Here is a 23,469-nt window from a genome sequence, read left to right as displayed (position 1 = left end):
TATATTATTATTATATTAATTAATATAATAAGCAAAGGCTTCATATGGCCTTAACTTTATAGTTTTTTCATTAATAATAATATCTTTATAGTTTGATATTATTAATTTACCTATATTTATATCATCGCATAAAGTAAAGCTTTGTTCTTCTTCATAAAAATTAGCTACAACTAATAATTTTCTTCCTTTATATTCTCTTATATATGCAAATATATTTTTATCTTCCTCTAATAAAAGCTTATATTCACCATATACTACAATATCATTTTCTTTTCTAAACTTAACTAATTCTTTATAATAATAGAATATAGAATCTTTATCTTTCAATTCATCTTCTACATTTATATACTTATAATTTTCATTAACTTTTAGCCAAGGTTTTCCTATAGTAAATCCTGCATTTTCTTCTGAATTCCACTGCATAGGTGTTCTTGCATTATCTCTGCCCTTAACTTCTAGAGATTTCATTATATCTTCATGTTTATATCCAGAAGCTATTCTTTCCTTATAAAGATTTAATGTCTCAATATCCCTATAGTCTTCAACATTTTCAAAATATGCATTGGTCATTCCAATTTCCTCACCTTGATAAATATATGGGGTTCCTTTCATAAAGTGAAGTAATGTTGCAAACATTTTTGCTGATTCTACTCTATATTCTTTATCATTTCCCCATCTTGAAACTACTCTTGGTTGATCATGATTGCTCCAATAAATACTATTCCATCCTTCATCACCTAAAGCAGTCTGCCATCTACTTAGAACTTTTTTTAATTCTACTAAGTTCAATTTTCTTAAATCCCATTTGCTTTTTCCTGGAATTTCATCTAAAGCTATATGTTGAAATTGAAAGCATGTTCCAAGTTCTTTTCTCCTAGGATCGGTAAATAGCTTTGCTATATCTATAGTTGCCCCACCTGTTTCCCCTACTGTAAATAAATCTTTATTCCCAAAGGTATTCATATTCATTTCATGGATATATTCATGGGTTTTTTCTGTATTTCCCAATATCTTATTATCAATATCTTTACCCACTAAATCTATAACATCCATCCTAAAGCCACCAACACCTTTATCTATCCAGAAATTCATCATATCATAGACTTCTTTTCTTACCTTTTTGTTATCCCAGTTTAAGTCTGGCTGCTTTTTGCTGAATAAATGTAGATAATATTCTCCTGTTTCTTCATCTAATTGCCAAGCTGATCCACTAAAAAATGATTTAACATCATTTGGCTCTTTTCCATCTACTGGCTTTCTCCAAACATAAAAGTCTCTATATGGATTATCTTTAGATTTTCTTGCTTCTATAAACCAAGGATGTTCATCTGATGTATGATTTACTACTAAATCCATAACAATTTTTATATTTCTCTTTTCTGCTTCTTTTAATAAGTTATCCATATCTTCCATAGTACCAAACTCTGGCGCTATTTCTTTATAATCGCTTATATCATAACCATTGTCATCCATTGGAGATTTATATACTGGAGACATCCATATAATATCTATTCCTAATAATTTTAAATAGTCTAATTTTTCTATTATACCATTAATATCCCCACTGCCATTTCCTGTGGTATCTTTAAAACTTTTGGGATAAACTTGATATACAGTTGAATTATGCCACCACTTTTTTTCCATTATAATACCTACCTTTATATGGTTTCTACCACTGATTCTTCTATTGATTTTTCACTTATATTAGCTTCTACATTATTATTTGTAATTTCTAAAAGTTCCATAGCCTTTTTAATATATTTATTTTGCATAGTAAGATTCCATATTAGTCCACTTCTATAGTTTTCTATCATAAGTATACTAATGCCTTTATCTATTCCAATTTCTACTTTACTGAACCATTCCGGTGTGACATCTAGGTTATAGGCATCCTTAAATCCATATTTTCCCCATAGCTTGTCCTTAAATGTTTTATAATAATAATTCATTGCATCTATTGATTCTTCTGGTGTAAATACTATTGATCCAATAGCTCCACATGGTGGTACTGTTCCATCAGCGGTATGAACTGTTCCACCCTTAGCTGATGGTAGTGTTCCTTGACTTCCATCATATCCATGATGAGTTTCACAAGCAGTCATCCCCCAAGCATTTTTGTGAAAGCTCTTAGAATTAACAGGATTATCTATACAATATTGTCTATTAGATAAAGATGCTTTTACTGAATTTTCGAACCAATCAACCCCTAGCTTGTCCTTTGTGTTCCTAAAATCTATCCATGCATGTGAAAATTGATATGGGAATATAGATCCAATGGGTGTATATATAAATTCATCTCCACCATAACTTCCAATATCTCTTCTAAAATCGTAGAACATTGATGCTGGTACAGGATGCGTTGGTGAAGCCACTCCTAAGAAATACATCATAAATTGTTCGGCTGTCATGTCCCAAGCTCCAAAAGGCCCCTGCTCTTTACTATATCCCATATAAAAATGATTTGTTTTTGGATTTCTATAAAATTCCCAATTTATTCTTGAATATATTCTTTCAAAATATTCTTCAACTTCGCCTTTAAAATATTCTGCACAAGTTAATGCTCCCATTATAGCTATAGCTGTATCTATTATTGAAACTTCACTATTCCACTCTCTTTTACCTGAGTTCATATTTACAAAATGATTAAAAAAACCTTCTGTTTGTTCTACATCATTATATAAAGTTTTTAATGTTCCAAGTGCTCTTTTTTCTCCTTCTTCTTTAGTTATCCATCCTCTTTCAACTCCTACTATTATTGCAGATAATCCAAATCCTACTGAAGCAACTGAGGCAACTTTTTTATGTCTTTCTGAATTTGTTGTGTTGTCTCTAATTAAACCAAAACCTTCTCCTTCTGTTGTTGCTTCATTCCAAAAGAAATCAAAACATCCCTTAGCTTCTAAGTCTAAAATATCTAATCTATCCATTTATAAATCCTCCACTTATTTAATTTCTAGCTTTTCTAAACCTCTATTTATATATTCATTTTTCATAAATTCTTTCCAAATTTCTTCATCCTCATAATTACCTATCATAATCATGGTAATACCTTTATCTATACCTATGTAGTCATTTGCAATCCAACTTTTATCAAGGTTAAATGCATCCTTATATCCATATTCTCCTTTAAGTCCATCTATTTTGTCAAAAGCTTTAACAGCTTTAATACTTTCTTTAGGAGTAAATACTATTGATCCTAATGCTCCTGCTGGTGCAATAGTTCCTTCAACTTTATTTGCTGTATTCGATGATCCTGAAGGTGCTGATCCTAGTAATCCATTATATCCATTTGGAGTATCACAAGCAGTTAATCCCCATCCCCCTATAGCAAAGCTCTTATACTCATTCTTTAAATCCATTGAATAATTATAACTTGCTAAAGAAGCATCTACTGAATTATTAAACCAATTAACACCCTTTTCATCAGATTTATCTCTAAAATCTATCCATCCATGAGAAAATTGATAAGTAAAAATAGATCCAAACCATGAATGTATAAATTTATTTCCTTCTCCATATTTATCATAAATTCTTGTAAAACTATTATAAACTTTTTGATCTATTGGAAATGTAGGAGAACCTGCACCTAAAACATACATCATTAACTGTTCTGCATAATAATCCCAATGACCTTCAAATCCCTTTTCTGGGCTGTATGCCATATAAAACTGATTGTTCTTATTATCTACAAACCAAGGCCAATTTACTTTTTCATAAATTTTGTTAGCTTTGTCCTTTATTTCTCCACCAAAATACTCTCCAGCATGTAATGCTCCACAAATTAGTATTGCTGTATCTATATTAGATAACTCACTATTCCATTCTCTCTCTCCAGTATTTATATTTATAAAATGATAATAGAACCCTTCAATAGTTTCCATATTTAAAAGGGTATCTAAGGTTTTGTTAGCTCTATCAAAAGCATCTTCCTTTGATAATAACTTTTCTTCCACCGCTATTGGTAGAGCTGATAATCCATATCCTGTAGCCGCAATACTTGCTATAGAAGGATTCCCTGGATATCTATCTCTAACTAGTCCATATCCTGAGCTATTTTCTGCAGTATTACTTTGTTCTAAGAAATATTTAATTGAAGAAACTTTTTCTTCTTTTAACAACCTGGAGTTACTTCCAAAAAAATTTATACAAAGTGCTATTAAAATTATAACTGAAGTACTTAAAAGTACTATTTTACTTCTTTTTTTCAATAATATTTAACCTCCTTAAAACTTAAAATCATATAATTTTTAAATTTTAAGCCCTTCTTCTACTTATTTATATTAAGATTTTGGAAGAAGAGCTCTTTTATACATGAAACTTTTACATTAATATATTTACTTAAATCCTACTTCTAGAATATCATCTATTTTGGCATGCTTAGTTGACTTTATTATTTTTAAGTCATCTTTTTCTTCAACTATAAAATCATTACTTGAAACTATAGTCATTTTTGTTTTTATTGCTATCTCATCTTCTGATTGAGTTAGCCTAAATGTAAATTTATTATCCTCTACTTTTATTATTTCTGCTGTTGAATAGCTAATTTCCAATTCACCAAAATTAACTTTTATTGGAAGCATAACAGCATCTTTACTAAATAACTCAATTTCTTTTCCACCAAATAATTTCTCTTCATTAAGATAAACATTAAACCTTTTATCAAAACCATCAAGATTAAGCATATGAATATATCTTTCACCAATTTTATTTGATGTTGTTGTCATAAAGATTCCATGATATTCACAATCATTTCTTAAATCTCTTTTAGTATTCAATCTTTCTAAGCATTTATTTATAAGCTCTAAATCACAACTATAATTTGTTGCTATAACTATTGCATCTCCATCACCTACTTTAGTTTCAAATCCACAAATTGAATTACTTCCATAAACTCTTAAAATAGGTGTCCCTTCTTTTATCTTAAAGGTTTGAGCATATCCAGCTCTTACTTCTGGTGAATTGTTAGCAAAATTATCTGCGTATACTGATAAATAATAATGTTGACCAGCTTCCTCTTTATTCATTTCTGTGATTTTTAAAGCATCAGCTAATATAGTACACTTATTTCCTTCCATATCGTATTTAGGAACTTCTCCATAAATAAGCACTTTACCACCTTTGTTAAGATGATTCTTAATCTTTTCTTGAGATTCTACAGGCATATATAATGCTGAAGGAATTACAAGAGTTTGATTTTCTTTAATATCTTTATTTTGAAGATCTACAGCTGTAAATCTATAATTTAATAATAGTATTCCTCTAATAAATGCTTCCCAATTCCAATGAGCTCTATGTTGCGTAAGATTCGATATCATATTTTTCATTTTTTCACTATTCGGATAGTGGTATTCTGTCATAAAATAATCTGGAATAAATCCATATACTAGATTATCATGATCTTCATTCATTGAAGCTATTTTTTCATTATTTGCCAGCATTGCCTTAATTGATTTACTCATTCTATCATAAGTGTAATTAAGCTGTCCTTCAGGTCCTATTGGTGCTGCAAAACCATGTCTTTCTCCTGTAAGTGCAATTCTGTCATTACCATCCTTAAGGTCTAAATCCATTCTGTAATTTTTCCCACCAGCGAATAAATAGTAGTTTAACATTCTATTTCCTTGCGCTATACACATTCTTGTCTTAAAGTCTACTGCTGATATATCATATCTTGAACTAAATATTGAACCATAATTTCCATCACCACATTCAAATTCTAAAGAAGTTAACGGCTGATCCTCGTTATGAACCGAATCCATCATCCCATTTATTATATATAAGTCTTGGAAATTATCCATAGTAAGTGATCCTAAGTATATGTCTGAACCTGAAATATATCCGTCCTCTTGAGTGTAAGATTCATATAATTGACTTATTCCTATTGGGTAAGTAAATCCTCTTCCCCCACCTGTTCCATGTATATTAATAGCAAATGGTACATCTTTGATACCATATTCTTCAGCATATCCTCTTAATATTCTTACATACTCTGCAAATCTATACCTCATATAATAACCAAGATCTTTTAATAGTTGTAATGAATATTCTTCTTTAGGTGATCTAATTCCGTCTTTAACAGCTTCAAAGTCATCAAAGTTTATTGGATATCTATTTATTAAATCTTTTTTATACTTTTCTTTAAGCCACTTTGTAAATTCTTCCAGTAGAAAATCTGTTAAATCTGGAGAATTACTTACCCAGGATAACATTCCTATTTCATTATCTAGTTGTACTCCAATTACATTTCCACCATTAGTACACAGCCTTTTTGCTATTACAGGAATTATAGCACTATACCACTTTTTTACTTCCTTTAGGAAACTTGGTGAAAGATAATCTAATGTTGGATTTGGTGCTGTTTTATTATCCCAAGTCTTTGGAATAAGCTCTGGATATTTTTTAGCTATCCAATGAGGTATCCCTTCATTCTTCATCTCTGCCATAATAAATGGACCTGGTCTCATAAAACACATTAAGCCATGAGAATTACATAAATCCATAAAGGCTCCTATATCTAATATATCCTTTGTTTTTCCTTCAACATCTATTTCACCTTCTATTGGCTCATGACATATCCATGGAATATATGTTGCAACAGCATTACATCCTGAATTTTTCAGCTTTATTATTCTATCTTCCCACTCATTTCTTTCTAATCTGTAGTAATGTATTTCTCCACACATTATAAGCTGTGGTTTACCATCTATTAAAATTTGTTTCTCTTTTATTTCTATATTCATAAGACACCTCTATCCATATATTATTTACATATATTATTGGAGAGTTTACTTTAAAATATAAACTCTCCCATACATTATAAAATAATTACTTTAATTCAAAATTTAATTCTTGAACCTCTTTTGAATTTGCTCCAACCATAGCAATAAATTTACCCTTTTCTGACTTAAACTCGTTACTTAAGGTATGGAATCTTAGCATCTCTTCATTTATTTCGAAAATAACTTCTTGTTCTTCGCCTGGTGCTAATGTTAACTTCTTAAAGGCTTTTAATTCCTTAACTGGTCTAACTACACTACCAACTACATCTCTAATATATAGTTGAACTGTTTCTCTGCCTTCCACATCTCCAGTATTTTTCACTTTAACCTTTAATGAAATAACTTCATTTTCTCTTAAAATATCCTTATCTAGCACTGCTTCACTATATTCAAAAGTTGTATAACTTAATCCATATCCAAAGGGATATAGTGGAGCATTAGGAGCATCTAGGTAATGTGTACAGAATCTTTCTTCGCCAAATTTATGTTGATCACCATATTCCTTTATTTTTGGTCTTCCAGTACTAAAGCAATTGTAATAAACTGGAACTTGACCAACGTTATATGGGAATGCCATGCTTAATCTCCCTTGTGGATTTGCATCTCCAAATAATATGTTAGCTATTGCATTTCCGCCTTCTGTACCTGGATACCATGCTTCTAAAATAGCATTTGCTTCATTTGAAAGATCAGTTATCTCTAATGGTCTTCCATTAAATAATGCAACTGCTGTTGGTTTATTTAATGCTAAAATTTCTCTTGCAAGCTTTTCTTGAACTCCTGGAAGTTTGATGTCAGTTCTGCTTCCACCTTCTCCACTTAAATCATGGTGTTCTCCTAAAGCTAAAATTACCACTTCAGCTTCCTTTGCAATTCTCATTGCTTCTTCAAATCCCTCTTCACATAATGAATCTTCTACTCTCTCTGGAATTTCATTTGAGCATCCATTAGCTACTAATACTTTATCTTCACCTAATTTATTTATTAAACCTTCTTTTAGGCTTACTGTTTCTTCAAACTTTCCTTGCCATGACCATCCACCTAAAATCATATGGTTATCTGCAAATGGTCCTATAACTGCAACTTTCGAAACATCCTTACTTAGAGGTAATACTCCTTCATTCTTTAAAAGAACTACTGAGTTTTCTGCTGCTTTTCTTACTGATTCTCTATGCTCATCACATAATATCAATTTTGCTTCTAATTTCTCATCTGCACCTCTATAAGGATTTTCAAATAACCCTAAATCTTTCTTTAGTTGAAGTATTCTAAGAACACATTCATCAACTAACTTTATATCAAGTCTTCCTTCTTCAACTAAATTTGCTACATGATGTACATAATGTGGAGTCATCATTTCTATATCCACTCCTGCTTTTATACCTTTTTCAGCAGCTTCCTTTCCATCTTCAGCAACTCCATGAGGTATTAATTCTGCAACTGCACCCCAGTCTGATATTGCAACTCCATCAAAATTCCATTCATCTCTTAATACATCTCTCATAAGCCATGTATTTCCTGATGACGGTACTCCATCAACAGTATTAAATGAGGTCATTAACATTCTTGCCCCTTCTTCAATAGCTGCCTTATATGCTGGTAAATAATATTCTCTTAAATTTCTTTCTGACATATTTACAGTATTATAATCTCTTCCGCCTTCTGGTGCACCATAAGCTGCAAAGTGCTTTACACAAGCTGCTATATTTTCATCACTGGTTAAATCTCCTTGATAACCTTTTACAAAAGCTCTTGCATAAAGTGAGTTTAAATATGGATCTTCTCCTGTTGATTCCATAACTCTTCCCCATCTTGCATCTCTAACTAAGTCCACCATAGGAGAAAATGTAACATGTATTCCTCCTGCTGCTGCTTCTTTAGCTGCTATTCTTGCTGACTCTTCTGCTAAATCTGTATCCCATGTACATCCTAATCCTAGTGGAATCGGATATATGGTTCTATAGCCATGTATAACGTCAGCCATAAATAATAGTGGGATTTTCTTTTCATGATTTTTTAAATATTCTGATTGTATTTCTTTCATTTCCTTAGCGCCAGAAATTCCAAGTACTGACCCCGACATATTAATTTGCCTTGAACTTATTCCCATATCCTTCATAGGTCCTGTTATCTCACCTTTGTTACTATCACTAAATAAAAACGGTGCTAACTGCAACAATTGACCTACCTTTTCTTCAATTGTTAAGCTATCACGCAATTCTTTTATATCTATATTATTACTCATAATCCTATTCCTCCCAGAATTAAACTTTATTGTTTAAAATAACACTTATAGGAAACGTTTCTTGCGAATTTAATTTAATTAATCTCGGTTTTATTTAAGTTGTAGTAATCTAAAAACAGTTATTACAAGAAACGTTTCTATATTAGTGAATGTTGATGTAAAGGTTTTACTTTATACTTACATATTATATTCTTTTGATCTTTTTTACAATAGTATTTTAAATTTTTAATTACTTTTTTTATTTTATTTCTTTTAATACTACTCTAAGCGTTACTTTTTCGCTTATCTATTATTGTTTTTAATATTTATAATTATAAATTGTGATTTATATGATAAATATTATTTGATTATTTGCTTTTTTCCCTTATAACCCTTATTATACTCCCTCCTTTTTTCTTTCTACTATATAATTTAATTATAAAAAGTTTATTGAAAATAAAAATGTATTATATTAAACTAAAGATGTATTTTTTTATAAAAACGTTTCTTATTGATTTCATAAGGAGATTTATTTTATGTTTGAAAATGAAAATAATATAGATAATTATAATCCTCAAATTCTATTCTTATTTGATGGAAAATATAGCTATTCAGGTGAAATACCTCAAACGGAGTATCATTGTCATACAGATATGATTGAAATATCTGTTATCTTGTCAGGCAATGTAGATTATTTAATTAATGACAAATTATACAACGTAAAAAAGGGGCAAGCCTTGATATTTAACAAAGGAATATACCATCAAGAATTACTTAATAAAGATACTATTTGCCATGAACTACATATAGGACTAAACAATATAAATTTATTTAATAACAAAAATTCAATTAACTTTAATGGTGATGGTATATTAACATTCATTAAATATAAAGATGAATTTTTAAAGTGTTGTGAGGAAATAATCTCTGAGCAAAGTAGTCATGCACACAATTCTCACTTCATGCTAAAAGCCCTAATTATGAAATTATTAATTATAATTTCTAGAGAAATCAATGAAGATGAAGGTAAGACTGTCCAATCCGGTTTATCTTTTAATTCTCATGAAAATAAAGTGCTAGTTAAAAATATTACAGATTACTTTGAAAAAAATTTTATGAATGATATTTCTTTAAACACAATATCTCAAAACATGTATCTAAGTCCTGTTTATATATCTAAAATATTTAAAGAGCTTATGGGAGATTCCCCTATAAATTATCTTATAAATATTCGTTTATCAAAAGCTAAAGAGCTTTTAGAAAAAGAAAATTTAGCTATAAAAACTGTTGCTAAAATGGTTGGATATAATGATCCCTACTATTTCAGCAAACATTTCAAAAAATTTTATGGTGTATCTCCTAATAAATTTAGGGCATCCTACAGGTGATTTAGCTAAGTATAGACTATTTATTGCAACTTATATAATAAAAAAATTTACATATATTAATTTAATAAATAAATTAAGCTATACTACAAAAAATATTTTTTATAGTATAGCTTTTATTAATAATTTTTAACTATCTATTATTGATAACATCAATTATAGCTTCTTTTATATTTCCTGTTACTGGAACTTCTAAAAGAGTATCTAAAATTTGAATATTTTCAACTAATATTTCATAATTATCGTATATCCAGGCCTTATCAGTATTTGGTAAACTACAACTCATCAATAGATTTTTCAACTTTTCTTTTTGCCTGCAATCCTTGTTTACTATATATCCTTGAGTTTCTAATTCTATAGTTAATCCATTATTATTTCCTAAAATAAGTTCTTCAATTTTTATAGTTGCTTCTTCCTTTATATAAGTATATCTCACACTTATATCTTTGTTATTTATTTTTGCTTTTACATAAAGCGGACTATTAATTCCCTTAATGTCAAAACTATATTTTCTATTTTCAGGTATTAATTTATTATTTTCCTTTGGAGAATCTATCTTTATTTTCATTATATTATTTTTGCTTTCTTGAGAAATTGTTGTTACGCAATACTCTCCGAATAAATATTTTTGTGTTTCTCCATCATCTTCATATAATTCAAAGGAATTACTTGCCCCAGGAAATATTATTAACTCCAAATGACTTGGATTAGCTATATCTCCAAAATCTGATGTTTTATTTAGCGGTACAATAGCCCCCCCTTTAGCAAATACAGGAACTTCTTCGAGCTTACCATAAAGTACATAATCTCTACCACCTTTAAAATGCTCTCCGTTAAATAAATTGAACCATTCTCCCTCTGGCAACCATATACTTCCTCTTGTAAGATTGACTTTCTCCAATTTTTCAGATACATACGGTGAAACTACTAATTCAGTTCCAAAATAATACTGATTTTTACGATGATATGCTTTTTCTTCTGAACTATAATAATACATAGGTGCTACTAACGGTATCCCTTCCTTACTTTTATAGTTTATAGAATACATATACGGAATCATTTTATGTCTTAAGTTCATATATTTTTTTATTATATGATAGCATTCTTTATCGTAAGCCCATGGCCTTCTATCTTGAAATATATTTTTAGCACTATGAATTCTAAATATTGGACTAAATACTCCAAATTGAACCCATCTTGTAAATATTTCTCCACTTTCTATTCCACACATATGTCCTCCAATATCATGGCTCCACCAAAAACATCCAACATTGGATGCAGTTGAAGTGAAGTACGGTTGAAAGGCTAAAGATTCCCAGCTTACTATTGTATCTCCAGAGAAGCCTATAGGATATCTATGATTTCCTGTCTTACTCCATCTAGAAAACATCATTGGTCTCTTTATTCCATCTCTACCTAAATCCATATAGTGAATATGATTTAACCACCATAACACTTCTAGTTCTTCTATTTTTAACACTTTTTCTTGTTGCCAATCCATCCACCAAAAATCTATTCCCTCAGTTTCCTTTGGATGATGCATTAACTCAAAATATCCTTTTAAATAATTTTCATCATCTGGATTAAATTCTATTGTCTCCTTCGTCTTTGGATCCATCCCTACTATTTCAGCTACTTCTTCATACATTTCCTCATGACTTCCAAGGCCTTGGGCTGGATGTAGATTTAAAGCAGTTTTTAATCCTCTTTCATGAAGCTTACTTATAAAATCTTTTGGATTCTTAAATAAATTTCTATTCCATGAATATCCTGTCCACCATACTGGAGTATGCCAATCCATATCTACAATACATACAGATAACGGGATATCATGATCTTTAAAATCATCCATTAAATTTAATAATTCTTTATCTCTATAAACAAAATACCTACTCCACCAATTTCCCAAAGCATATCTAGGTAACATAGGCGATTGTCCTGCTATGCTAAAAAAATCTTTTAAAAATGACTTATAGTCATCTCTATAGTATATAAAGTATAAATCCTTATTATCTAAATTGTTTCGTCTTTTAATTCCTCCATCTTCGGTGATAATTAAAGTCTTAGAGTCATCTATTATTGTCCATCCATCCTTAGAAATAAAACCATCTGGTAGTTCCACTTCCCCATTTATATTATCTAAGGTAGTTATAGTGCCTTTTAAATTATTCTTTTGAATATCAGAATATCTCCACATTTTATTATCTTTTTTTATTGTTATCCAAAAATTATCTTCATTTAGCTCTTGGCTATCTAATTTATAATTAACCAAAAGTTCATCTGTTTCTACCTTTAGTATATTTTCATTTTCTATAACATTAAAATCAACCTTGCCCAAATCTCTATTTAATATAGTTTGACTTGGTTCATCTTGAAATGTTTTATTTGGACCATATTCTACTCTTATAAGATTACTCCCTATAACTGTTAGTCTTATATTATCCTTAACAATTATATTTTCTTCATTAGCTTTTGGGTTACAATTAGGTTTAAAATGTTTATATCCTTCAATCATAATTTCTCCTTTTTTTCAAATATATTGAATATATTTTAGTTTATGTTATAATAATATTAAACGTTTCGAATTGGAAGGGGTATTAAAATGAAAATTATTAATCATACAATTGAATCAAAATCTCTTGGTTATAGTACAAGCTTTAATGTATTAATTCCTATGGACAATGTAAATGATTCCACTGGAACTTTATATCTTTTACATGGTGCTTACGGAAATGAAAATGATTGGCTTAATCTTTCACCTATTAAAGAATTAGCTGCTAATCATAATTTTATTATTGTTTTTCCAAGGGGTGAACAAAGTTTCTATACTAATGCATTAAATGGTCCACAATATGAAGATTTCATATCAGAAGAATTAAAATCCTTTATAGAAAATACCTACAAAGTATCTAAAGATAGAAAGAATACTTTCATAGCAGGCTTATCTATGGGAGGATATGGTGCATTGAAAATAGCATTAAAAAACAAAGATAAATATTCATTAGTTGGATCATTTTCAGGAGCAACTGATATTGCTGAATTAACACCTAAAAGAGATAATGCTATATTTAGATTTGATTTAACCTTTGGAGATATCAGCAAATTAAGAGGCAGCAAACATGATTTATTTAAAATATCTTCAGATGTCCTTAATGATAAACAATATGATCTTGATATATTTCTAATGTGTGGTACTGAAGACCATTTATATGAGGATAATGTAAGGTTTAAAGATCATTTATCTTCTATTAACTACGACTTTACCTATATTGAAGGTCCTGGGGTTCACGATTGGGATTACTGGAGTAAATCTATAGCTGAATTTCTTAACTTTATGAAAAAATAAATTTAATTTATTAATGGAGGAAGTAATTTAATATTTCCTCCATTTTTAATTTTATATAATAATTTTTATTTTATCTTCATTTGCTAATACTTTTAATTCTTTATTATTATCTATTATTGAAGCACCTTCAATTTTTAAACTACCATTGTCCAAAGTTAAAGAAAAGTTATATTCTTTTCCTCTTATAGTGCTAAATTCAAGAATTGTTTCTTCACCTTTTTCTATAGATGTTAGTTCTGCTGTTGCCCAATTAATATTTATTTTTTTAGAGATTTTAAAATTAACTGGAAGTATAACTCCGTTTCTCCCTTTTATAGATACAAGATTTCCATTAAATGCTTCTTTTCCTTTTATCATAACTTTTAAATCTTTATCTATTTCATCAAAATTATTTATCAATATAAATGATGTATCTTTTCCTTCTCTTAAAGATGCATTAATCCAAGTATCATTTACCTCTATAGACATAGTTACACCTAACTTTTTGCATAATTCTTTTACTAAATCTATTTTATAATTATAGTCTTGACAATTTCCAACCCCTAAATAAAGTATTCTACCCTTACTCACATTATTAATAAATCCACAAGGACTGCCATCTTCATCGATAGCAATAACTTCACCCTTAACATTCTCAAGAATCGTTTCGAAACTTGAAAATACAGAATCCATATGAAGTATCTTAGGATATAATCTTCCCCATCTACTTTCTTTAATTTCTATATTTAAGAAATCTTTTAATAGTGTACATTCATCTCCATTTAATTCATACTTAGGCACAGTTGGATACAATACTAAAGTCCCGCCTTTTTCTACGTATTGTTTTAACTTTTCTTGCATATATCTATCCATATATTCAGAAGAAAATACCCATAAGGTTTTTACTTTATCAACATCTATATCCTTAGTTACTAAATCTATGGCTTCATATGATATATTAGCTTGAGTTAGGGATTTTAGCATTCCATCATATTGAAATGCATCTCTCATTCCTGCTATACCATCTAATACAGGTGCATCTTTCAAACTTTTATACTCATTCATATAATAATCTGGATTAAATCCTATATAAATATCATTTACTTTCTTTGTCTTAACTAATTCTCGTCCTATAGTATTTAATATTTCTCCTATAGATTTTATTTTATTATAGTGTGGTCTTACCTCACCATTAATCTTTAATGGCGCTTGCCATTCATGCCGTCTTCCAAAGAGCCCTATATTTTCATAATTCTCTCCTGAGCAAAACATATAATAATTTATTGCATTCATTTCACTTGCTATACAAACTCTTGTACTTAAATCTATATCAGATGGCTGAAGTCTTGGTCTATCGGATAATCCTCCCCCTTGAAATTCTGCAGAAAATAAAGGTTGTTCTTCATTTTGTATTGCTTTAGTAAAAGCATTAGATATTATAAGATCTGGATAATTATCAAAAGATATATTTCTTATATAATAATCTCCTGCTAATATTACATTAGGTATCTTTCCTGCTTCATATAACTGAGATAATCCTATTGGATATCTTATCCCTCTTCCTGAGTTGCCATGATCTTCAAATCCATGAACATTTACTATAAAAGGAACTTCAATACCACATTCTTCTGCATACCCTTTTAATGCTTCTATATATTTTCTAAAATAACCTCGCATAAATTTGCTATATTCTCTTCCTATTTTTAATGAAATTTTTTCATCTATATAATTAGATCTCAATAAATATTCATTAATGACTTCATCTATACCTTTTGCTGATATTTGTAATATCTTATTAATTTCATCTAAGGATTTATATTTTTCAATTAAATACTCTTTAAAGTAATTAGTTGTAGCTTTATTATAATCTGCCTTATTAGTAACCCATTGTAGCATTCCAACTTCATTATCAAGCTGTACCATTATAATACTACCATTTTTAGTGAACTGATAATAATCTAAGATATTACAGACTTCCTCATACCAAATCTTAACTCTTTCTAAATATGTTTCATGCATATAAGAAATAACCTTTGTATCATGTTTATTTCCATCTATATCTTTAGCTATTATATCTTCATACTTGTCTAATAACCACTGAGGAATTCCTTCATTTTTGATTTCTGACATTACATAAGGGCCTGGCCTAACAATACAATAAACTTCCTCTTCTTTAAGTATTTTTAAAAATTCAACTAAATTTCTTTCTTCCATGGTTTTGCCAATAAAATCAAATTTACCTTCTTCAAATTCATGCCAGCACCAAGGTATATATGTGCTTATTAGGTTACATCCTGCTTCTTTTGCCTTTCTTATAAGCATTCTCCAATTACTTTTTGGAGTCCTAAAATAATGAATTTCGCCTCCAAAAATGAATTCTTCAATACCATTGATATTAATAGTATTATTTTTAACTTCTATCATTACTCTCTCCTTCAGAAATCTTTTTTCCTTTTATTCATAAAAAATAGACATTTAAATGCCTATTTTTTATGAAATTATATCTAATTATTTTTCTCTCTCTACCAATGTTTCTCTTATTATAAATTCTGTAGAAAGCATTTTACTTCTTCCATCATAATTTCCTTTTAGATTATTAAATAGAGTATGTGTTGCTAAAACACCTAAATCATAAGCTGGTCTTCTAATAGTAGTTAATTTTGGAGTTATATATTCACATAATGGAATATCATCAAAGCCAATAACTGCTACATCTTCAGGTATTTTTATATTATGTTCCTTTAAGGCTTTAATTGCCCCTATTGCCATTTCATCATTTGCTGCACAAACAACTTCAGGTAAGTTACCACTCTCAATAACCCTTTTTAATATTCTATATCCACTTTCTTCTTCAAAGTTTCCTATACAATCCCAGTCATCTTTTAAGTTAAGATTATATTGTTTAATTCCTTCTTGATATCCTTCATAACGCTTTTCACTATCGTAAGTTCCTTTAGGCCCATTTATTAATAGAATATCCTTATATCCTTGCTCTGCAATAAATTTTATTGCATTGTATGCTGCATTTTTATTGTCTATAAGAACACTTGAAATAAAGTCTCCCTTTAGTTCTCTATCTAATGTTACAATAGGAAAACTTTTTGATGCATACTCTTTTATAATCTTATCACTTATATCTGCTGATAAGACTATTGCTCCATCAACTATTTTTTGTCCGAATAGTCTTGTAACTGTGTTTTTGCTAGCCATACATTCAGCCACAACTACCTCATAACCATTTGATTTAGCTATATCTCTGACTCCTCTTATAATTTCACCATATATAGGACCATTGAAATTATTTAAGAATATTCCTATAATCTCTGTTTTCTTAGTCTTTAGACTTCTTGCTATGCCACTAGGCCTATAATCTAATTTTTTGGCTGCATCTAATATTTTCTTTTTAGTTTCATCACTTACATTTCCTGTGTTATTTAATGCATAAGAAACAGTAGAAATAGATACATTTGCTAATTTTGCTACATCCTTTATATTACTCATTTTGTCCCCCTTAATTCTGAAATGATAACCTATACACCTATCTAAATTCTACCATATATTCATCCTTAGTTAGTATAATTTTTAATATACATTATATAAATTCATATATGTTATAGTATCTCTTCTTAAATTTCTGTAATTTTAAGAAGCTTAGAAGGTTAATTACCTTCTAAGCTATAGCCTTATTATTCTCCAGTAATACCTACTTTATCAATTCCTTCAACAAACCATTTTTGTGCTATAAAATATACAATTAGTAAAGGAATTATATTCAAAAATGTCCCTGCCATTTCAACTGCTTCATTTAAACTTTGACCTGTTACTACATTTGCAGGGAATAGCTTTTGAAATGCTGCTGCAAACTGTTGAAGCTTCATAGGCAATGTTTGGATTTCACCACCTAGGAACATAGTTGCTAGATAAGTTTCATTCCAGTACCAAACAAATGAGAATAAGAATGAAACTATATATGCTGGTACAGACATTGGAACTGCTATTTTAAAGAATATCCTAAATGCACCTGCTCCATCAACTTGAGCTGCTTCTTCCAATACTTTTGGTATCATCTTAAAAAATTGAAAGAATATTAATATAAATATAGCACTTTTTATACCTTGCCCAAATAATGCAGGAAGTATATATGCTAATATACTTTCAAGTAAACCTAAATCCTTAAACATTAAAAATTGCGGTATTACTGTTATTTGTGGGGGAATAATAAATGTTGCAATTACTAAGAAGAATAATACATTTTTCCCTGTAAACTTAAATCTTGCAAATCCATACCCAATTAAAGAGCATGATATTGTTTGAATTAAAGCCGGAATAGCTGTTACATATATTGTTTTGAACAATACACTCTTAAAATTTAATACTGTGAAAGCTTTTTCATAATTTCCTAAATATAATTTGGATGGTATCCAATTTACTAATGGATTAACTATATCGCTTGAATCTTTAAAACTATATGAAATCACTGTAAGTAATGGATATAGAAATATGAATCCAACTGAAATTAAGAAAAAGTAAACAAATATTTTATATACCATTCCATCATTATTATTGCCTAGAAATTTCTTTTTTAATTTTTCTTTATTTATAATAGAAGATATTTTTTCTACTTTCATTTTAATCACGCCTTCACTTATACATATTATGTTCTCTTGATCTTTTTATCACTTTTAGGTTTAACAATTAAAATAAATATACCTAATATAACTAATAAAACTACAAAGTATATCCATGACATTGCTGATGCATAACCTAATCCCCATTTATCATCGAAGGATTTTGTTTGTATATACATTATTACTTCATTTAGTGAGAACATTGAAATTGTTACTATAGTATAAACAACATTTAACATAATCATTGGATTTATTGCTGGCAATGTTATTTTCCAAAAGCCTTCCCATTTTGAAGCACCATCTATACTTGCTGCTTCATATACAGCTCTATCTATCTTTTGTAGCCCTGCTATAAATATTAATATAGGTACTCCCGAAAACCATAGTATTGTTATAAATGATGATAGCACAGTAGTTATAATATTACCTAATGCTCCTGGTACTGTACTTGTTATAACTCCACTTTCTACTATATTTGTAATACTTGGAATGGACATAGCACCTTTATCTATTAACTTTTCTACAACTGGTCCACTAATTATAATTACTGGTAAGAAAAATATAGTTCTAAATAATCCTTTAAACTTAACATCCATATTTAACATCATTGCCATCGCTAATGAAAATACTAATATTATAGGAACATAAATTACTATTTCCCCTAAATAACTTATTAAAGTATCTACAAATTTAATATCCATAAGTATAGCATCTTTATAATTTTGAATACCTAAGAATGTTGTTTTTATTCCTTCTGTAGTTACTTTAACTTTATTAAAACTTAAATATGCTGTTCTACCTATTGGGATAAGGGTGAAGACTAAAAACCCTATAATCCACAAAGATATAAAACTATAGCCTATTAGACTTTCTTTAGTTTTATTTTTTAGCTTCATCCCTAATTCCCTCCAATTACTTTGAAATCTTTTCCATCTATTAAGACTCCATTATATTCATAGGCTGATTCATTGTAATTCACTAGTATTCTCGTATTGTTTGAGTATACTGTCTCAACAATTCCATCTTCTAATATATTTCTATCTATAATAGTTTGGCCTTCTACATTTTTTAACGCCGAATTTATAAAGTTATACTGCTCTATAATTTGATCGTTCCATATATCAAATTTAGATGTATATAGCCATCTACTAGAGGTATTTATTAGTTTTACTGAATCTTCTTTTGTTATGTAGTAGCTTGGATATGCAGAATAATCTATCATTTGTAACAGTGCATCCTTAGAGCCTGCTATAAAATTTAGTTCTGGTGCAAAATAATTAACATATCCTTTTAATACTATCTGCACGAAAGGTACATTATCTGTTATTAAGGTATAGTTAGAAGAACTCATCGGTATTCCATAATAACTATCAGTATATTTCCATAAATAATCATTTGGCTCATACAATGCATTATTTGTACTACTATTTCCTAATATTTCCTTACTAATTTCCATAGCTTCTGTTCTTGTTGATTGATTTTTCTTATTATAATTTGAATATAAATTATAACCTATTGAATCTATGGCTATATTTTTTATTCCATACTTTTGAAAATATTCTTGATCATTTTCAAAAAAGTCTTTAGCTGTTTTTGGTGCCACAAAATTAAATCCTAAATAACCTGATTTAATTATTTGCTCTGATATTGTTTGTGCACTGTCTTTTACTAAGGAAACCCCCTTAGCATTTTCAAAAACTTTACTATAATCAGTGTACATATAAGTTAATATATCTTTATTTTCTAATTCCTTATTAAGCTTTTCCCAGTCTGAAGATGATCCTACCTTATTTTCAAAAGATTTATGATTTAAGGCTGCTCCTCCAGCTCCGCCTTTAGTCCATCCCCTTGCAACAATCTGGAGATTATTTATATTTTCATCTATTAAACTTGATGTAATATTTCTTATATCTTCGATGGTTGTCATTTCAACTAACTTTCTTCCTATAAATGCTTTTTCATTTTCACTCATAAGAAATTCTAATTTCAATGGAATATTTGATTTTTCATTTTCTTTTTTAGTCAATGTTCCATTTTCTAAAAGTACACTTTGGTATTTTTTAGCCATGCCTATATAATTTGCATCTTCTTTACTTAAGAAATTATAAGTAACTGATATATCAAATTTATTAGCTTCTTTTTGATTGACTACAACTCCATCACCCTTTTTATTAGTTTGTTGAAAATAAGAATCTCTAAATATAAATCTGGAAGTTATCCAATTATATTTTGTTGTTATTCCACTTGGATATGCATTTATTTCTCCAAACTCTGAACCTTTATCAATAATTGCTAAAAATCCATTTTCATCTATGTTATGAACCATACCAAATACAGGATATTTTATTTTTTCTACTTCATTCATTCTTATTCCTGAATCTGTGACGCCTTTAATCCCATAATCATCCCCATATATTTTATTTACATATGGTTCTGTTGAGATACTGTTTTTTTCCTCTAATCTAATCAATCCACCACTTCCATCAGGGACAAACATATATCCTGAAATATCTTGATTTTTAGTTGCTCCCATAAATGGATATACATATATTGATTGTAACTGTATTTTTTCTTTCTTTTCTTTTATTGAATCATTATCTATAGATACATTAAGTGAAGTATCCTCTAATGTTACTTTCATTTCAAATTCAAAACCTAGTTTATTGAAATCTAGTTTAACTTTAAAGCCATCGCTAGTCTTATTTATATTCATTTTAGGTTTTCCATTAGAAATAGAAACTTTTTCTACTTTACCTTTTTCATTCATATATTCAATAGTTATAGCTGATTCTGCTAAGCCTTGCCATATTTGATTTAAGTCTTCTTCTTCTATATCTATTGTTGAATCCCAAATGTATCCTGTAACTTTATTTTTAACCTTTATACCTAATGTATTTTCATTTAAATATAACTCTAAATTACTATTTTCTGAAACCTTTGTATAACTACTTGGTATTTCTTTATTTTGTATTATTTTATTTTGTCCTTCTTTTCTAGTTCCACTATTATTAAGATGTACTACTTCATTATTAGTAGCTAAAGCAACTGTTCCTATATTTAAGGTAAGTATAGCTGTAACTACTATTGCTAATATTTTTTTCTTACCCACGTATCTTCAACTCCTGTATAATCGAATTAATAAAATCTAATTGATGATCTATCAATATAAATATTATAGCTACTAATAAAACTATTATTACCATTCCAAAAGCAGTCAATAATATTATCTTAACAGTTTCTTTACCTGAATAATTGTGAACTTCCTTTGCCATTAAAAACATTAATATCGCACACCATGTATATATAATTAAAGTACCAAAACTATATACAAAGCCTTCATTCAAACTTAAAACATTAGTTATTAATTGTAATGGTAACATCCATATTAAATATGGTGTCAGTGCATAAATAGTTCCATTATAGACATCCTTTAATTTACCTTCTCCATCATTAATGGTAGCTATCATATAATTTGCTATAATCCATAATACTAATGGTACTATTACAATTGATATTTCTTTTAATAAATTTACATGTTGTACTATAACATTTTTAAATAAATATCCTTTTAAATATATACCTGTAATTTGTAGTACTATAAACCATATATATAAAATTGTAGATGAAATTACTGATACTTTATTCATTCTTTTTAATTCATAATATGAATCTATTGGTTTTTTAATAAATCGCTTTGCATAAAGTATTTCCGCAATTAATTTATTATTTATTATTTTTTCCTTTTGTCTTCTAATTGGATTAAATATCCTTTTCTTTCTATCAACAAATTTTAAAGCCGACCAAATAATCGCTAAGATTATAAGTATTACTATTATTTTTGCCAAATTACTTTGTAACCATTGATTTCTTATCTCCCAAAATGCTTGTGAATATCCAGCTTTATCTTCTGCTAATTTAAAAGAAGTTAGTGCCTCTTCATTTAACCCTTGTTTAAAATAAGATTTTGCTAAAGCCTGATAAGAAAGAATAAATGAACTATTCATCTTTAAAATATTATTCCAATTATTTTCACTTTCTAGATAAAGTCCTTCCTTATATAAAGAAACCCCTAAATGTAACTCTTTAGTAAAGTTTGTAATTGAATATTCCTGAATCATATTTTTTTCTTTGTCTAATACTAATAAATTTCCACTATCTTTTATAGAAATAGCAATTGGATTTTTTGTTAGTCCATTTATCTCTCCCTTAGTACTTATTCCTCCAAAGGCAAATAGTAAATTCCCATAACTATCATATTCAAAAATAGAACCTTGCTCGTCCATTGCGAATATGTTTCCATCCTTATCAACCTCTATATCTATAATTGTATTAGTCAGTTCATCAACTTTTCCATTTAGTATATTGCTTCCTGAAACATTAAACTTTTTAATTACATTACTTTCTATTCCGTATGTGGCAGTATATACTAACCCCTTCTCATCTATTACTACATTAGTAGGAGATGGTGGAGCATTTTTAAATAATTGTCCTTTTTGATTTTCAGTAAAAAATATTCTTTGTAATATCATTTTTAATGTTGTTTGTGTACTATTACTTCCAAAATATCCTGTAAATTTCCCTTGATTATTAAGCTGAATTAACCCATTACTAGATCCTTCACTTACTACATATATATTTCCTCTATTATCTACTGATATTTTTTTTGGAATAAACTGAGTATTCTTCCCAAATAAAGGTTCTGTAGGTCTTTCGATTTCTTGTTTTAAGGATCCATCCTTACTGAAAATATAAACTTTTTTATTTTCACTATCTGCAACATATATGCCTTCTGAATTTACGTAAACCCCTGTTGGCTTCTTTAATATATTTACACCAATATTTTTAACTTCATCATTTTTTAATACTAATATTCTTGAATTTCCTGTATCTGCTATATATAATGTATTATCTTCATCTAAAAACATATCTTCCGGAGAATTTGTCTGTAGCTTTAAAATATTAGATGGTTCATAAGCTGTTTGTGTTTCCACAATCTCTTTATTTGGACCGCCGGTATATGTTTTATATGGTGCTTTAGCAAAAGCTTTTAAAGGTGTAGTAATACATAATATTAAAGCTAATAGGACTGTTATTTTTGCTAATCTCTTCTTCTTCATCTTATCACCAC

The 23,469-nt window shown here is 28.7% G+C and carries 14 protein-coding genes; 2 read left to right on the top strand and 12 right to left on the bottom strand.

Features of this window, described 5'->3' with window-relative positions; genetic code table 11:
- Positions 1-15: 15 nt before the first annotated feature.
- The 5 genes from AAT22_RS02395 to bglX all read right to left on the bottom strand — a co-directional run bounded on the left by AAT22_RS02395 (position 16) and on the right by bglX (position 9,024).
- The gene (locus AAT22_RS02395) at positions 16-1,644 is read right to left on the bottom strand and encodes an alpha-glucosidase (protein ID WP_047000119.1); all 1,629 of its coding nucleotides are present in this window, start codon (positions 1,642-1,644) and stop codon (positions 16-18) included.
- Between the two features lie 14 nt (positions 1,645-1,658).
- Positions 1,659-2,927 carry a glucoamylase family protein gene (locus AAT22_RS02390; protein WP_047000118.1) on the bottom strand — a complete coding sequence of 423 codons (1,269 nt, stop codon included), beginning with the start codon at positions 2,925-2,927 and terminating at the stop codon, positions 1,659-1,661.
- A gap of 15 nt (positions 2,928-2,942) precedes the next feature.
- On the bottom strand, positions 2,943-4,208 hold the full coding sequence (locus AAT22_RS02385) for a glucoamylase family protein (RefSeq protein WP_047000117.1): 1,266 nt from the start codon (positions 4,206-4,208) through the stop codon (positions 2,943-2,945).
- A gap of 126 nt (positions 4,209-4,334) precedes the next feature.
- Positions 4,335-6,740, bottom strand: coding sequence for a beta-galactosidase (locus AAT22_RS02380; protein WP_047000116.1), 2,406 nt, complete (start codon positions 6,738-6,740; stop codon positions 4,335-4,337).
- A gap of 85 nt (positions 6,741-6,825) precedes the next feature.
- Positions 6,826-9,024, bottom strand: coding sequence for a beta-glucosidase BglX (gene bglX, locus AAT22_RS02375; protein ID WP_047000115.1), 2,199 nt, complete (start codon positions 9,022-9,024; stop codon positions 6,826-6,828).
- A gap of 515 nt (positions 9,025-9,539) precedes the next feature.
- Here bglX and AAT22_RS02370 point away from each other — a divergent pair.
- A complete protein-coding gene (locus AAT22_RS02370; RefSeq protein ID WP_047000114.1) occupies positions 9,540-10,391 on the top strand; it encodes an AraC family transcriptional regulator in 852 nt (283 codons plus the stop codon).
- 130 nt (positions 10,392-10,521) lie between these two features.
- Here the strand turns inward: AAT22_RS02370 and AAT22_RS02365 are convergent, their stop codons facing one another.
- The gene (locus AAT22_RS02365) at positions 10,522-12,903 is read right to left on the bottom strand and encodes a glycoside hydrolase family 31 protein (RefSeq protein ID WP_047000113.1); all 2,382 of its coding nucleotides are present in this window, start codon (positions 12,901-12,903) and stop codon (positions 10,522-10,524) included.
- An 87-nt stretch (positions 12,904-12,990) separates the two neighbouring features.
- Here AAT22_RS02365 and AAT22_RS02360 point away from each other — a divergent pair, with 87 nt between their 5' ends.
- Entirely contained in the window at positions 12,991-13,734 is a 744-nt protein-coding gene (locus AAT22_RS02360) for an alpha/beta hydrolase family protein (RefSeq protein ID WP_047000112.1), read from the top strand.
- A 51-nt stretch (positions 13,735-13,785) separates the two neighbouring features.
- Here AAT22_RS02360 and AAT22_RS02355 read toward each other — a convergent pair whose 3' ends face one another.
- From AAT22_RS02355 to AAT22_RS02330, 6 genes are all read right to left on the bottom strand, one after another.
- On the bottom strand, positions 13,786-16,137 hold the full coding sequence (locus tag AAT22_RS02355) for a beta-galactosidase (protein WP_047000111.1): 2,352 nt from the start codon (positions 16,135-16,137) through the stop codon (positions 13,786-13,788).
- Positions 16,138-16,221: 84 nt separating this feature from the next.
- Positions 16,222-17,214 (bottom strand): LacI family DNA-binding transcriptional regulator, encoded by a 993-nt coding sequence (locus tag AAT22_RS02350; RefSeq protein WP_047000110.1) that lies wholly within the window; start codon positions 17,212-17,214, stop codon positions 16,222-16,224.
- Between the two features lie 185 nt (positions 17,215-17,399).
- Positions 17,400-18,341: a carbohydrate ABC transporter permease gene (locus AAT22_RS02345; protein WP_047000109.1), complete on the bottom strand. Its 942-nt coding sequence runs from the start codon at positions 18,339-18,341 to the stop codon at positions 17,400-17,402.
- Between the two features lie 26 nt (positions 18,342-18,367).
- Positions 18,368-19,237 carry a sugar ABC transporter permease gene (locus AAT22_RS02340; protein WP_047000108.1) on the bottom strand — a complete coding sequence of 290 codons (870 nt, stop codon included), beginning with the start codon at positions 19,235-19,237 and terminating at the stop codon, positions 18,368-18,370.
- Positions 19,238-19,239: 2 nt separating this feature from the next.
- A complete protein-coding gene (locus tag AAT22_RS02335) occupies positions 19,240-21,450 on the bottom strand; it encodes a DUF5696 domain-containing protein (protein ID WP_052953889.1) in 2,211 nt (736 codons plus the stop codon).
- The gene (locus tag AAT22_RS02330; protein ID WP_047000107.1) at positions 21,443-23,458 is read right to left on the bottom strand and encodes an NHL repeat containing protein; all 2,016 of its coding nucleotides are present in this window, start codon (positions 23,456-23,458) and stop codon (positions 21,443-21,445) included. Before AAT22_RS02330 ends, AAT22_RS02335 begins: the two co-directional genes overlap by 8 nt.
- Between the last annotated feature and the right edge of the window lie 11 nt (positions 23,459-23,469).

Origin of the sequence: Clostridium sp. C8 (genome assembly GCF_001010885.1) — a bacterium.
Classification (GTDB): domain Bacteria; phylum Bacillota; class Clostridia; order Clostridiales; family Clostridiaceae; genus Clostridium; species Clostridium sartagoforme.
This window is presented reverse-complemented; position numbering and strand designations above follow the sequence as displayed.

Coding starts and splice junctions, on each gene's coding strand:
- AAT22_RS02365 (WP_047000113.1), bottom strand. CDS start 12,903: ATGATTGAAGGATATAAACATTTTAAACCTAATTGTAACCCAAAAGCT.
- bglX (WP_047000115.1), bottom strand. CDS start 9,024: ATGAGTAATAATATAGATATAAAAGAATTGCGTGATAGCTTAACAATT.
- AAT22_RS02395 (WP_047000119.1), bottom strand. CDS start 1,644: ATGGAAAAAAAGTGGTGGCATAATTCAACTGTATATCAAGTTTATCCC.
- AAT22_RS02380 (WP_047000116.1), bottom strand. CDS start 6,740: ATGAATATAGAAATAAAAGAGAAACAAATTTTAATAGATGGTAAACCA.
- AAT22_RS02370 (WP_047000114.1), top strand. CDS start 9,540: ATGTTTGAAAATGAAAATAATATAGATAATTATAATCCTCAAATTCTA.
- AAT22_RS02350 (WP_047000110.1), bottom strand. CDS start 17,214: ATGAGTAATATAAAGGATGTAGCAAAATTAGCAAATGTATCTATTTCT.
- AAT22_RS02340 (WP_047000108.1), bottom strand. CDS start 19,237: ATGAAGCTAAAAAATAAAACTAAAGAAAGTCTAATAGGCTATAGTTTT.
- AAT22_RS02390 (WP_047000118.1), bottom strand. CDS start 2,927: ATGGATAGATTAGATATTTTAGACTTAGAAGCTAAGGGATGTTTTGAT.
- AAT22_RS02355 (WP_047000111.1), bottom strand. CDS start 16,137: ATGATAGAAGTTAAAAATAATACTATTAATATCAATGGTATTGAAGAA.
- AAT22_RS02360 (WP_047000112.1), top strand. CDS start 12,991: ATGAAAATTATTAATCATACAATTGAATCAAAATCTCTTGGTTATAGT.
- AAT22_RS02330 (WP_047000107.1), bottom strand. CDS start 23,458: ATGAAGAAGAAGAGATTAGCAAAAATAACAGTCCTATTAGCTTTAATA.
- AAT22_RS02345 (WP_047000109.1), bottom strand. CDS start 18,341: ATGAAAGTAGAAAAAATATCTTCTATTATAAATAAAGAAAAATTAAAA.